Source organism: Nocardia rhizosphaerihabitans, from assembly GCF_014646295.1.
Classification (GTDB): domain Bacteria; phylum Actinomycetota; class Actinomycetes; order Mycobacteriales; family Mycobacteriaceae; genus Nocardia; species Nocardia rhizosphaerihabitans.
The window spans coordinates 204,830-218,710 of record NZ_BMNE01000008.1; the positions used below are offsets into that span (position 1 = coordinate 204,830).

Genomic DNA, 13,881 nt, shown 5'->3' on the forward strand with positions numbered 1-13,881 from the left:
CCCCGTGCCCTCCGCTCGCCGGGCCCCATGCTCGAATTCCTGCGTGGCCGTGACGTTCTCGTCGCAGGCTGGGGCGTCTCCGGGCGCTCGCTGATCGAACCGCTGCGCGATATCGGCGCGCACCCGGTGGTCACCGACTCCGGCGCCAAGGCGCTGGCCGAGGCCGCCGAACTGGGTCTGGAAGTCGCCACCAGCGTCGAGCTGGAACGCGCCGACCTGAGCCGGTTCGCGCTGGTGATCACCAGCCCGGGCTGGCGGCCGGATTCGCCGGTGCTGGTCTCCGCCGTCACCGAGGGCATCCCGGTCTGGGGTGACGTCGAATTCGCCTGGTGGGTCGATCAGGCCAGGATCTACGGTCCGGTCCGCAAGTGGCTGGTGATCACCGGCACCAACGGCAAGACCACCACCACCCAGATGACGCACTCGATCCTGCGCGCCGCCGGCATCGCCAGTGTGGCCTGCGGCAATATCGGCCTGCCCATCCTGGACGCGCTGCGCCGCAACCCAGGTCCGCAGGTGCTCGCCGTCGAGCTGTCCTCGTTCCAGCTGCACTGGGCGCCCTCGGTGCGCCCGGAGGCGGGCGTGGTGCTCAATGTCGCCGAGGACCACCTCGACTGGCACGGCGGCCTCGACGCCTACGCCGCCGCCAAGGCCCGCGCGCTGACCGGACGGGTCGGCGTCGTCGGCCTCGACGATCCGGTCGCCGGCTCGCTGGCCCGCAAGGCCAAGGCCCGGCGCACGGTCGGCTTCCGGATCGGTGTGCCCGCCGACGGCGAGCTGGGCGTGGTCGACGGCAAGCTGCTCGACCGCGCGTTCACCAAGGCCGCCATCCTCGCCGAGACGTCCGACATCAGCCCGCAGGGCCCGGCAGGCATCGCCGATGCCCTCGCCGCTTCCGCGCTGACCAGGGCGATCGACGTGGCGCCGCAGTTCGTCAAGGAAGGCCTGGCCGAGCACAAGGTGGGCCCGCACCGCACCGCGTTCGTGCGCGAACTGGGCGGTGTCGAGTTCATCGACGACTCCAAGGCCACCAACCCACACGCCGCGCGCGCCGCGATCATGGCGCACCCGCACGTGGTGTGGGTGGCGGGCGGTCTGCTCAAGGGCGCCAGTGTCGACGACCTCATCGAGGAAGTGGGCGAACGGCTGGTCGGCGCGGTCCTGTTCGGGGCCGACGCGCCGGTGATCGCCGCCGCATTGGCGCGACACGCACCCGAAGTCCCGGTCATCGAGCTGGATGCGGGAGACGATGCAGACATGGAGTCGTCGAGATCCCAGCGTGCCGAGGCGGTCATGGGCCGCGCGGTCCGCGCCGCGGCGGGCCTGGCCCGCGCCGGAGACACCGTGTTGCTCGCGCCAGCGGCTGCCTCCCTGGACATGTATGACGACTACACCCACCGCGGACGCTGCTTCGTGGATGCGGTGACGGCACTGGAAGACGGTGACATCGGGCGGGCGCTATGACAGAGACGCGCCCGGCTGAACCGTCAGCGCCCGGAGGAGGCGGCTTGCGTAACCACGTAGGGCGCCGGGGCAGACGGAATGCGGCACAGCCGGGATGGGCGGGGGAGCGCTTCGGCGCTTGGCTGGCCCGTCCGCTCGCGTCCTTCCACCTGATCGTCACCATCGCGACCCTGCTCACCGTACTCGGCCTGGTCATGGTGCTGTCGGCGTCGAGTGTCGAGGCCTATGCCGGTGGCGGGTCGGCGTACTCGCTGTTCATCCAGCAGGCCATGTTCGCCGCGCTGGGCGCCGTCGCGTTCTATATCGCGCTGCGGCTGCCGCTGCGGTTGCTGCGGCAGTGGTCGTTCCCGATCTTCAGCATCTCGGTGCTGGCGCTGGTGTTGGTGCTGATCCCCGGCATCGGCGCCGTCCATGGTGGCGCCCGGCGCTGGTTCGACATCGGGCCGCTGTCCATCCAGCCGTCCGAGGTCGTCAAGGTGACGCTGGTGGTGTGGGGCGCGCATCTGCTGGCCTCGCGGCGCGGTGCCCATCTCAAGGACATCCTGGTGCCGCTGGTGCCCGCCGGTCTGCTGGTGTGTCTGCTGGTGGTGCTCGAGCCGAACCTGTCGACGACGATCGCGCTGGGCATCGTGCTGATGGCGCTGCTGTGGTTCGGCGGGCTGCCGGTGCGGTTGTTCGTCGGGATCCTGGTCAGCGGGCTGGTCGTCGCGTCGGTGCTGGCGCTGTCGGCCGGCTACCGCTCCGACCGGGTGCGCGCGTTCTTCAACCCCGGTGACGATCCGCAGGGCGTCAACTATCAGGCGCGCCAAGCCAAGTACTCCCTCGCCGACGGCGGCATCCTCGGCCGCGGGCTCGGGCAGAGCCGCGCCAAGTGGAGCTACCTGCCCAACTCGCACAACGACTTCATCTTCGCCATCATCGGCGAGGAACTCGGCTTCCTCGGCTGCATGGCGGTGCTGGCGCTGCTGGCGATGTTCGTCTACGCCGGGATCCGGATCGCGCTGCGCTCGGTCGACCCGTTCCTGCGCCTGCTCACCGCCACCGCCACCACGTGGATCACCGCGCAGGCGCTGATCAATATCGGCTACGTCGTCGGGCTGCTCCCGGTGACCGGATTGCAGCTGCCGCTGGTGTCGGCGGGTGGTTCGTCGCTGGCGATCACGCTGTTCATGTTCGGCATCATCGCCAGCGCCGCCCGGCACGAACCGGAAGCGGTGTCGGCGTTGCAGGCCGGGCAGGACGGCAGGCTCAGCCGGTTGCTGCGCCTGCCGATCCCCGAGGTGTACACCCCGGCCAGGGCCGATGCGCCGCGCAAGTCCGCCGCGCGCGGGAAAGCCGAACGCCCACGCCAGGCGCCCCGCCGTCAGCCGCCCGCCGAGCGCAGGCGACGCACGCCGCAGAGCCGCGGCACCAATTCGCTACGGTCGACCAGAGCATGGGAACCGACCTATCCGATGCCACACGCGAAAGAACGAGGTAGATCCAGGTGAGTCACCCGCGCACGGGGTTGTCGGTGATCGTCGCCGGCGGCGGCACCGCCGGCCATATCGAACCCGCGTTGGCCGTCGCCGACGCGCTGCGCAAGCTCGACGATTCGATCCGGGTGACCGCGCTGGGCACCGAGCGCGGTCTCGAGACCAAGCTCGTCCCCGAACGCGGGTACCCGCTCGAGCTGATCCCGCCGGTGCCGTTGCCGCGCAAGCCGTCGGCCGACCTGCTGCGCCTGCCCGGCCGGGTGCGCGCCTCGGTGAAGCGGACCAGGGCCGTCATCGACGAGGTGCAGGCCGACGTGATCATCGGCTTCGGCGGCTACGTCGCCCTGCCCGCCTACCTCGCGGCGCGCGGCGGACTGTTCGGTCGCAAGCGCGCCGTTCCGGTCGTGGTGCACGAGGCCAATGCCAAGGCGGGCATCGCGAACAAGGTCGGCGCCAAGCTGGCCGCGAAGGTGCTTGCCGCGGTTCCCGATTCGGGACTGGCGAACGCGCAGGTCGTCGGGATTCCCGTGCGTGACTCCATCACCGGGCTCGACCGTCCGGCGTTGCGCGCGCAAGCCCGCGCCCACTTCGGCCTGCCCGCCGAGGGCCCGGTGCTGCTGGTGTTCGGTGGTTCGCAGGGCGCGCGCAGCCTCAACGAAGCCGTCTCCGGCGCCGCGCCGCAGCTGGCCGCCGCCGGGATCTCGGTGCTGCACGCGCACGGACCAAAGAACAGCGTCGAGGTGAGCACCGCCGACGCGGACGCGCCCTACGTCGCGGTGCCGTACCTGTCCCGGATGGACCTGGCCTACGCCGCCGCCGACGCGGTGGTGTGCCGCTCCGGCGCGATGACCGTGGCCGAGGTGTCGGCGGTCGGGCTGCCCGCGTTCTACGTGCCGCTGCCGCACGGCAACGGCGAGCAGGAGTTCAATGCCAGGCCCGTGGTCGCGCAGGGAGGTGGCAGAATTGTCGCCGACGCCGACCTGACCCCGAAATACGTGATCGATGAGGTGATTCCGCTGCTGCTCGACCCCGCTCGACTCGCCGAGATGAGCCGCGCCGCCGCAGGCGCAGGCCATCGCGACGCTGCCGACACGGTGGCCAGGATCGTCACCGAGGTTGCCCGATGAGCGGTCAGCGGCCGGAGGCGGAAGCGGAGCGTGACCACGGAGGCCGCCCGATCATCGGCAATAAGCACAGCTCGAGCGGGATCAGCGAGGACGCGGGCACCGGGCTGCCACCCGAGCTCGAACGGGTGCACATGGTCGGCATCGGCGGCGCCGGCATGTCCGGCATCGCCCGGATCCTGCTGTCGCGCGGTGGCGCGGTGTCCGGGTCCGATGCCCGGGAGAGCCGCGGCGTGCTGTCGCTGCGGGCGCGCGGCGCGCAGGTCCGCATCGGCCACGACGCCGACGCGCTCGACCTGCTGCCCGGCGGCCCGACGGTCGTCGTCACCACCTACGCCGCGATCCCGAAGACCAATCCCGAACTGGTCGAGGCGAATCGGCGCCACATCCCGGTGCTGCTGCGCCCGACCGTGCTCGCCGCGCTGATGCGCGGACACAAGACGCTGCTGGTCTCGGGCACCCACGGCAAGACCTCCACCACCTCGATGCTGATCGTGTCGCTGCAGCACTGCGGCGCCGATCCGTCGTTCGCGGTCGGCGGTGAGCTCAACGAGGCGGGCACCAACGCCCACCACGGCAGCGGCGACATCTTCGTCGCCGAGGCCGACGAGTCCGACGGCTCACTGCTGCAATACGACCCGGACGTCGCCGTTGTCACCAATATCGAGTCCGATCACCTCGACTTCTTCGGCACCGACGAGGCCTACGTCCAGGTGTTCGACGACTTCGCCGACCGGCTCGCCCCCGGCGGCCTGCTGGTGGTGTGCCTGGACGATCCCGGCTCGCTGGCCCTGGCCCATCGTGTCGCGCCGAGGATGGCCGAGCGCGGCGTCGAGGTCCTCGGCTACGGCTCCGGCGATCTGACCGACGCCCCGGTGACGGTCGGCGCGCGGCTGATCGACTGGCAGCCGCGCGATGTCGGCGGCATCGTCGAATTCCAGCTGGCAGGCGAGACCACCCCGCGCACGGTGCGGCTGTCGGTGCCGGGCAGGCACATGGCGCTCAACGCGCTGGCCGCGCTGCTGGCCGCCAGGGCCACCGGTGCCGACGTCGACGAGATCGTGCAGGGGCTGGAAGGTTTCGGCGGTGTGCACCGCCGGTTCCAGTTCACCGGTCGCGAGAACGGCGTGCGCGTCTTCGACGACTACGCCCACCATCCCACCGAGGTGCGCGCCGTGCTCGAGGCCGCGGCCCAGCTCGTCGCCCAGGAGGCGCGCGACGGCGCCCGCACCCGGCGCGGCCAGGTGATCGTGGTCTTCCAGCCGCATCTCTACAGCCGCACCGCCACCTTCGCCGCCGAGTTCGGCACCGCGCTCAGCCTGGCCGACGAGGTGGTCGTGCTCGATGTCTACGGCGCCCGCGAGGAGCCGCTGCCCGGCGTCAACGGCGCGCTGGTGGCCCAGGCGGTGACCGGTCCCGTGCACTACCAACCGGATATGTCGAAGGTGGGCAGGCAGGTCGCCGGCCTGGCCAAGCCCGGCGACGTGGTGATCACCATGGGCGCGGGCGATGTGACCATGCTCGGCAGCCAGATCCTCGACGGCCTGCGGGCCCGGCCCCAACAGGGCCGGTGAGATTGCCGATGCCCGCCGCGCGCGGGTGGCGTGGCTACCGGCTCTGGACGGTGGTCGGTCTCCTCGTGGTGACGGTGCTCGTCGTGCTGGCCTGGTTCACCCCCGTGCTGTCGGTGCGCACCGTGCGGGTCGACGGTTTGTCGGCGGTGTCGCAGGCGGAGGTCCGCGGGCGGCTCGAAATCCCGGACGGCCGTTCGATGTTGCGCATCGATACCACCGCGATCGCCCAGCGGGTCGCCGCGATCCCGAAGGTGCGCTCGGTCCGGGTGCAGCGCAAATTCCCGTCCACCGTGCTCGTCACCGTGGTGGAACGAACACCGGTGCTGTACATCGAATCACCGGACGGCGCGCACCTGATCGACGCCGAGAGTGTCGAATTCGCGATCGAGCCCGCGGCACCGATCGGGGTGCCCAAGTTGATCACCGAGGGCTCCTTCATGGGGCCCGCGGCGGCCAAGGCTGCTGTGGATGTGCTGGTCACGCTGCCGCCCGCACTGTCGGTGCAGGTGGGTGAGGTTGTCGCACGGTCGATTTCGGACGTCTCGCTGAACCTTCGCGACGGTAGGAAGGTAGTGTGGGGCAGCACGGGCGACGGCGAGCGCAAAGCTGCCGTCGTGTTGCCGCTGCTGACCCGTGAGGGGACCGTGTTCGACGTGTCGAGTCCGAATCTGGTCACGGTAAAGTGAGCGACACTCTTTGTGGCACAAGATTCTGGCTCTCGTCTCGGCGCGCCTGCGCCGGGATCGCAGTGGCTGCGAATAGCGTTCCGCAGCAGTCGGATACTTGACATAACGCCAACCCTATGGTTGAGGTTGAGGGTTTAAGATCGAAGGAAGGCGAGAGCCCATGACGCCCCCGCACAACTACCTTGCAGTGATCAAGGTCGTCGGTATCGGCGGCGGCGGCGTGAACGCCGTCAACCGAATGATCGAACAGGGACTCAAGGGAGTCGAGTTCATCGCGGTCAATACCGACGCCCAAGCCCTGCTGATGAGCGATGCCGACGTCAAACTCGATGTCGGCCGCGAGCTGACCCGCGGCCTCGGCGCAGGCGCCGATCCGGAAGTCGGCCGCAAGGCCGCAGAAGACCACAAGGACGAGATCGAAGAGGTGCTCAAGGGCGCCGACATGGTCTTCGTCACCGCGGGCGAGGGCGGTGGCACCGGTACCGGTGGCGCGCCCGTCGTCGCCAGCATCGCCCGCAAGCTGGGCGCGCTGACCATAGGTGTCGTGACCCGGCCGTTCTCCTTCGAGGGCAAACGGCGTGGGAACCAGGCCGAGGTGGGGATCAACCTGCTTCGCGAGTCGTGCGACACCCTGATCGTCATTCCGAACGACCGGCTGCTGCAGCTGGGCGACGCGGCGGTGAGCCTGATGGACGCGTTCCGCTCCGCCGACGAGGTGCTCCTCAACGGTGTGCAGGGCATCACCGACCTGATCACCACCCCGGGTCTGATCAACGTCGACTTCGCCGATGTCAAGAGCGTCATGTCGGGCGCGGGCTCGGCGCTGATGGGCATCGGCTCGGCGCGCGGCGAGGGCCGCTCGGTGAAAGCGGCCGAGACGGCGATCAATTCGCCGCTGCTCGAGGCGTCGATGGACGGCGCGCACGGCGTGCTCCTCTCCATCGCGGGCGGCTCCGATCTCGGTCTGTTCGAGATCAACGAGGCGGCCTCGCTGGTGCAGGAGGCGGCCCACATCGAGGCCAACATCATCTTCGGTACCGTCATCGACGATTCGCTCGGCGACGAGGTGCGCGTGACCGTGATCGCGGCGGGCTTCGACGGCGGTGGACCGTCGCGGCGGGCGTTCGAGACCAACGTCAGCACCCCGCGCAACGGGACCAACCCGATCGGTTCCGGCCGGGCGGGCGAGGTCGGCCAGGCGCGCAGCGAGGCGCCCGCGCGCGCCACCGAACCCGCCACCAGCGGGGTGTCGACCGGCCGCACCAGCGCGCCGAGCTACCGGGATACCGAGCGGTACCGGGAGTCCGAGCGTCAGCGGGTCACCGAGCGGGCGATGAACCAGGTGAACAATCCCGATCAGCGCGACGACGGCGACGATGACGACGACATCGAAGTGCCGATCTTCATGCGTCGATAGGCAGCACGACGAAAAGCGCCCGGACTCGGTCGAGTCCGGGCGCTTTCGTGTGTGCGGGGTCAGCTCGTGGCGCTGCCGAGGCAGTAGGTGATCTTCGGGTCGTTGACCACGAGCACCGAGTCGGCGTCCTCGCCGCACAGCTGCTCGTCGACCTGACCGTCGATCCGGGACACGACCTTGAAGCTGGCGTCGGCGGCGGTGCACGGCACGTACTTGTAGCCGGTCATCATGCCCTCGTTGTAGCAGCTGCCCTGCTTGAAGTTCGGTGCCAGACACAGGAACGCGATGGTGCCGCCGCTGCCGAAGGTCTCCTCGTAGGAGGTGTAGTCCTCGTGGCAGTCGACCTTCTTGTCGTGCACCTGCACGACCTGGTACACGGCGTTCTCGGCCGAGCAGGCGACCGGCTCGGTGTCGGAGTCGACGACCGACGCGGAGATCACGTTGATGCAGTCACCGACCTTCGAGCGGGCGGTGTCGGACTTGCCCGCGTCCTGGGCCACCTCGGTGACCTTGTCCACGGCCGAGCAGCCCGCGGCACCGAGTGCCGTGACCGCGAGCAGTGCGAGCGCGAACCGCGAAACCATTCCCTTGCCGGTGAACGTCATGCGAACCTTCTTTCTGAAGAACCTCACCGCGGACCCTTCGGCGGTGATCGGCCTCGCCCACCCAACCCCACGCCCGTGCACGGAGCATCCGGGAAACCACGGCATTTGCCCGTCGGTGGCCCGGGTTAGGCTCAGTCCCGGTCGATCCGGGCGTGAGAGGTGGTGACGATGATCGAACGTGCCTTCGTCGGCCGCGCGCCCGAACTCGCCGCGCTGACCGCGACCTTCACCGGCCCCGACGCGCCCTGGTTGTTGCTGGTGGAGGGGCCCGCCGGGATCGGCAAGTCCCGCTTGGCCGCCCGCTTCGCACACGCCGCCCCCTGCCGGGTGTTCTCGGTCACCGGTGCCGAGGACGCCGGCTCGCAACCGGGCTACCTCGCCGACGACCTCGTCGAACAGCTCACCGACGCACGTGGCGGTATCGACTTACGCGTAGCCACAACCGGGCTCGGCGCGGGTCCGGGTGGACACGTGTCGCCGGTCGACGATGCGGAGATCGGCGGGTCCGGCGCGGACGTGCTCGCCGATGCCGGCTTTGCTCGCCGGATGCGGCGGGCACTCGGTGCCGTCGAGACGTTGCTCGTTGTCGACGACGCGCAGTGGGCTGACGCCGAATCGGTTCGGCTGCTGGCGTTTCTGATCCGGAATCGTCCCGCGGGTGGATTCCGCCTGCTCCTCGCGTTCCGCGATGGCGGCTGCCCGGCGTCGATCACCCGGCTGCTGCGGGTGCCGCACGTGCGATCGGCGCATATCCGGGTGCCGCCGTTCGGCGAGGCCGAGGTCGACGGTCTGCTGCCGGGGGAGGACCCGCGGCGTCGTGCCCGGCTGCTCAGCGCCTCCCATGGCAATCCGCTGTACCTGTCGCTGCTGGCCGAGCTGCCCGACCAGGAACTGGACCGGGCGCTGCGCGGCGAGAATCCCGACCCCGCGTCGAACGACTATGCGGCCCTGGACCGGACGATCCGCGCCGAACTGGCCCAGCTACCCGACACCGAACGGTCGGTCGCGCAAGCAATCGCGGTGTGCGGGGTGCCGCCCGACCTCGAACTGTTGTGCACAACAGTGGATCTCCCCGCGGCGACGGTGGCCGACGCGCTCGACAGGCTGGTCGCACGCGGCGTGGTCTGCGCGAGCGACGGTGCGGTGACCTTCGTTCATCCGCTGATCCGCACGGCCGCCCATCGACTGGCCGGGCAGGGCTGGCTGGCGATGGCGCACCGCCGTGCCGCACTGGCACTGCGTGCCCGCGACGCGCCGATGCCCGCGCGGGCGGGGCAACTCGAGCACGCCCTGCTCGGTCGCGACGAGGTCGCGGGCACCGAACTGCGGGCCGCCGCCGAGCAAGTGCTCGCCGACGCACCGGCGTCGGCCGCGCGCTGGCTCGCGCTCGCGCACCGGATCGCCCCGTCGGCCACCGATCCGCTCGCCGACGCGGTGGGACTCGGCCGGGCACTGTTGCTGGCCGGCGCGGCCGAGCGCGCCGCCGAAGCGCTCGACCCCGCCGCCGCGAAACCGGGCCCGCACCAGCTGGAAGCACTGCTGCTCTCGGCGCGGTGTGCCCGCATGCTCGGCCGGGTCGACCACGCCAGGACCCTGCTCGCCGTCGCCGCCACCCTGCCTCGTCGCGTCGGTGACGGTCCGGTCCAGCTGGAACTGGCCATCCTGGCATTGCAGGATCACCAGGATGCCGAGGGCCACGCCCGCCTCAATGCCCTGTTCGGTTCCGCCGAGATCGAGGACCCGGCGGTCCGCGCCGCCGCGACCGCACTGCGCTGCCTCGGCTTCGTCGCCGACGGCCAGATCGGGACAGCGGCCGATCTCTACCCCGAGTGTCATCAGGCCTTCGAGAACCTGACCGATGCAGACTTCCGCGAGGTCGTCCACGCGATCCCCGCTCTGGGCTGGTGCGCGTACTTCCTCGACCACGACCGCGACGGCCTCGTCCACCTCGACCGTGCCATCCGGGTCAGCCACCGCTTCGGCCGCAGCTACGCCCTCGCCGAACTCCAGACCGTCCGCGCCTACTCCCTGGCCAAACTCGGCCGCCTCGACGCCGCGATCACCGCCGCCGACGACGCCACCGACGCCGCGACCACCTTCTACTACCCCGACCTGCTCGCCTTCGCCGGCGCGGTCAAACTCCGCACCCTCCAACTCACCGCCCCCACCGACACGGCCACCGCCCAATGGCACACCGTCGCCGCCCTCCCACGCCCCGCCATGCGCTGGTGGCGCAAGGTCGTCGACACCACCCTCGCCGAAACCGCCCGCACCCTCGGCCTCCCACCGCCGGCCGTCCAGGCGCCCGGTCTGATCCCCGATGCTCCGGACCTCCCACCACTCGACGCACGCCCCGGACCCCTGCACCCGACCCACCTGGCGCGGGCCGCCCACGCCGCCATCGCCGACGGCGACCTCACGATGGCCGCCGACCTGGCGACCCGAGCGACCACGGCGGCGAGATCCCAGACCCTGGCCACCCGGGGCAGCGCAGCCACCAGCCAGACCGGAGATCGGAGCCTGGGCAGTCAGATCGGTGCCGCCGCACTGGCCCGAGCCGACTACGCCACAGCCGTCGGTGACCTGGATACGGCAGCCGCTTCCGCCGAGGAGGCGATCGCCGCGTTCACCCGGGCCGGGATGGTGGTGAACAGGGCACAAGCCGAACTGGTGGCGGGCATCGTCGCGGGCCGCAGCGGCGACTTCGGCCAGGCGACCAGCCGATTCGCCTCGGCGCGCGCGGTTTTCGCCGCCGCCGGCGCACAGCGACTGCTGGCCGAGACGACGACAGCACAGCGCACCCTGGCCGGCAGCCAGCCGGTCGCCGCGACCAGCCTGACCAGACGCGAACGCGAAGTCGCCGAACTGGCGGCCCAGGGCCACACGAACAAAGACATCGCCGCCCACCTCTACCTGAGCCCCCGCACCGTCGAGGACCACCTCGGCCGCGTCCTGCGCAAGCTCGGCCTGACCGGCCGCGCGGGTATCGCCCGCAAGCTCGACGAACTCGACGGTCCGTTGTCCGCGCACCGAGGTTGACCGACGTCACCACGCGCGGGCGACCCACACCGCCCCGACCGCACTACGCTCGAAGTCATGACTTCCGCACCGACCACCGTGACCGTCCGCCGGGTGACCACCACCCGCGCCGGTGGCTTCTCCGCCGCCCCGTACGACTCGTTCAACCTGGGCGATCACGTCGGCGACGATCCGGAAGCCGTGCGGCGCAATCGCATTCGCCTGGCCGAGGGCATCGGGCTCACCCCCGACCGGCTGGTGTGGATGGAGCAGGTGCACGGACGCCATGTCGAGATCGTCGACGGACCGCGCGCCGAGCCGGTGCCGGTGACCGACGCTCTGGTCACGACCGTGCCGAATCTCGCCCTGGTAGTGCTGACCGCCGACTGCGTGCCGATCCTGCTCTCCGACGACGAGGCGGGCGTCATCGCCGCGGTGCACGCGGGCCGCATCGGCGCCAGGATCGGCATCGTGCCCCGGGTACTCGAGGCGATGGTCTCGGTCGGCGCGCGCGTCGACCGGATCGGCGCCTTCCTCGGCCCCGCCGCGTCGGGCCGCCAGTACGAAGTCCCCGCCGCGATGCGTGCCGACGTCGAGGCCCATCTGCCCGGCAGCGCCACCACGACGGTGCGCAAGACCCCCGGCCTCGACCTGCGCGCAGGCATCAGCAGGCAGCTCACCGAGGCGGGCGTCGGTGGAATCGCGCTCGACCCGCGCTGCACCATCGAGGACAAGACCCTGTTCAGCCACCGCCGCGGGGCCCCGACCGGCCGCATCGCCGGCGTGATCTGGATGGACACCCCGGCATGAGCGGTCAGCGCCCGGAGCCGGTGGTCGCCGACCAGGACGCCGTCCGCACCGCGGAACTCTCGGCCAGGCTCGACGGCCTGCTCGCGCGCATCGACACCGCCGTGGCCGCCGCGGGCCGCCCGGCGGGTTCGGTCCGCCTGCTCCCGGTGACGAAGTTCTTCCCGGCCGCCGACGTCGACATCCTCTACCGCCTCGGCAGGCGCGAGTTCGGCGAGTCGCGCGAGCAGGAGGCCTCGGCCAAGGTCGACCAGCTGGCCTACGACGACATCGAGTGGCACATGATCGGCCGTTTACAACGGAACAAGGCGCGCGCGGTGGCGCGCTGGGCGCACACCGTGCACTCGGTCGACAGCGAACGACTGGCAAACGCGCTGGACCGGGCCGCACAGGACGCACTGGCAGCCGGCGAGCGTACCGCGCCCTTGCGTGTCCTGCTCCAGGTGAGTCTCGACGACGACCCCGGACGCGGGGGTGTCGCACCGGCCGATCTGCCCGCCCTCGCCGACCTCGTGGCAAAGGCTCCCGGCCTGGATCTGGCCGGTCTGATGGCGATTCCGCCCCTTGACGCCGCGACTGATGCGTCCTTTGCGAATCTTGCGACTTTGCACACTTCGCTGCTCGCGCAACACGCCGATGCCACCGAACTTTCTGCAGGTATGTCGGGTGATTTGGAAGTTGCTGTCGAACACGGTTCGACCTGTGTGCGTGTCGGTACCGCCCTGATGGGCGCGCGACCGATAACCTCGGCGTAGCAAAGAAACCTCATCAGTCACATTCGACACATACGATTGGGCCGACGAGGCGCTGAGCAAGAACTTCAACACCCGGCCGCCACCGGGGCCGAAGGAAGGTCGACCATATGAGCGAGCGGAGCGAGCGAGTCATCGGCTCAGCCACCTGCGTGGTCATGCCGGAACCGAGCGAGCGCGAGGTGGAGGTATGAGCACGCTGCACAAGTTCAAGGCGTACTTCGGCATGGTTCCGCTCGACGAGTACGAAGACGATTACGTCGACGATCACGCCCCTCGTGGCGCCGAGGAGCGCGCAGGTCGCACCCGCCCGCGCAGCTACGACCGCTACGCCGAAGATCGTTACGGCTCCGACCGTTTCGAGGACGAGGCCGACGACTACCCGCAGCCGGCCTACAAATCGGCCTACCAGGCGCGTCGTGACGATTACGTCGCCGACACCTACGCCGACGATCGCTACGAGGCGCCGCGGCGTCCGACCAGGATCGAGACCGCCCCGTCGTCGGGTCGCTCGTTCCGGGCGGGCGGTGTCGCACCCGGCATGCGCGGCTCCACCCGTGGAGCGCTCGCGGTCGATCCCGACGCCGAGGAGCGCAGGCTCGAGGAGCGTTTGCGCCCCGAGCCCGCGGCAGCGCGGCGGCCCGGGATCTTCGAGGACGGAGGTCCCTTGTCCAAGATCACCACGCTGCGTCCACGGGATTACAGCGAGGCCAGGATCATCGGTGAGCGTTTCCGCGAGGGCAACCCGGTCATCATGGACCTGGTCGACCTGAGCAATGCCGATGCCAAACGGCTGGTCGATTTCGCGGCCGGGCTCGCGTTCGCGCTGCGCGGTTCGTTCGACAAGGTGGCGACAAAGGTGTTCCTGCTCTCACCGGCCGATGTCGACGTATCGGCGGAAGAGCGCCGCCGGATCGCCGAAAACGGCTTCTACAACCAGAAATAGACGTCACATCCGC

General features: G+C 70.4%; 11 protein-coding genes. 10 read left to right on the forward strand and 1 reads right to left on the reverse strand.

What is annotated here, in order from left to right:
- Positions 1-27: 27 nt before the first annotated feature.
- From murD to ftsZ, 6 genes are all read left to right on the forward strand, one after another.
- Positions 28-1,464, forward strand: coding sequence for a UDP-N-acetylmuramoyl-L-alanine--D-glutamate ligase (murD, locus tag IEY60_RS29090; protein WP_189033741.1), 1,437 nt, complete (start codon positions 28-30; stop codon positions 1,462-1,464).
- On the forward strand, positions 1,461-2,954 hold the full coding sequence (ftsW, locus tag IEY60_RS29095) for a putative lipid II flippase FtsW (protein WP_373291781.1): 1,494 nt from the start codon (positions 1,461-1,463) through the stop codon (positions 2,952-2,954). Before murD ends, ftsW begins: the two co-directional genes overlap by 4 nt.
- Entirely contained in the window at positions 2,951-4,066 is a 1,116-nt protein-coding gene (gene murG / locus IEY60_RS29100; RefSeq protein WP_189033694.1) for an undecaprenyldiphospho-muramoylpentapeptide beta-N-acetylglucosaminyltransferase, read from the forward strand. Before ftsW ends, murG begins: the two co-directional genes overlap by 4 nt.
- A gap of 131 nt (positions 4,067-4,197) precedes the next feature.
- Complete coding sequence (gene murC / locus IEY60_RS29105) at positions 4,198-5,637, forward strand: UDP-N-acetylmuramate--L-alanine ligase (RefSeq protein ID WP_229740229.1); 1,440 nt, start codon at positions 4,198-4,200, stop codon at positions 5,635-5,637.
- 8 nt (positions 5,638-5,645) lie between these two features.
- Complete coding sequence (locus IEY60_RS29110) at positions 5,646-6,323, forward strand: cell division protein FtsQ/DivIB (RefSeq protein WP_189033695.1); 678 nt, start codon at positions 5,646-5,648, stop codon at positions 6,321-6,323.
- Positions 6,324-6,483: 160 nt separating this feature from the next.
- Complete coding sequence (gene ftsZ / locus IEY60_RS29115) at positions 6,484-7,740, forward strand: cell division protein FtsZ (protein ID WP_189033696.1); 1,257 nt, start codon at positions 6,484-6,486, stop codon at positions 7,738-7,740.
- Positions 7,741-7,799: 59 nt separating this feature from the next.
- On the opposite strand, the gene IEY60_RS29120 is transcribed toward ftsZ, so the two are convergent.
- Positions 7,800-8,345: an LppU/SCO3897 family protein gene (locus tag IEY60_RS29120; protein ID WP_229740219.1), complete on the reverse strand. Its 546-nt coding sequence runs from the start codon at positions 8,343-8,345 to the stop codon at positions 7,800-7,802.
- Between the two features lie 168 nt (positions 8,346-8,513).
- On the opposite strand from IEY60_RS29120, the gene IEY60_RS36290 reads away from it, so the two are divergent.
- The 4 genes from IEY60_RS36290 to IEY60_RS29140 all read left to right on the forward strand — a co-directional run bounded on the left by IEY60_RS36290 (position 8,514) and on the right by IEY60_RS29140 (position 13,868).
- Entirely contained in the window at positions 8,514-11,384 is a 2,871-nt protein-coding gene (locus tag IEY60_RS36290) for a helix-turn-helix transcriptional regulator (protein WP_189033698.1), read from the forward strand.
- Positions 11,385-11,441: 57 nt separating this feature from the next.
- The gene (gene pgeF, locus IEY60_RS29130) at positions 11,442-12,173 is read left to right on the forward strand and encodes a peptidoglycan editing factor PgeF (RefSeq protein ID WP_189033699.1); all 732 of its coding nucleotides are present in this window, start codon (positions 11,442-11,444) and stop codon (positions 12,171-12,173) included.
- Positions 12,170-12,925, forward strand: a complete 756-nt coding sequence (locus IEY60_RS29135) for a YggS family pyridoxal phosphate-dependent enzyme (protein ID WP_189033700.1) — start codon at positions 12,170-12,172, stop codon at positions 12,923-12,925. The genes pgeF and IEY60_RS29135 overlap by 4 nt, the downstream gene beginning before the upstream one ends.
- Positions 12,926-13,112: 187 nt before the next feature.
- On the forward strand, positions 13,113-13,868 hold the full coding sequence (locus tag IEY60_RS29140; RefSeq protein ID WP_189033701.1) for a cell division protein SepF: 756 nt from the start codon (positions 13,113-13,115) through the stop codon (positions 13,866-13,868).
- Positions 13,869-13,881 lie beyond the last annotated feature (13 nt).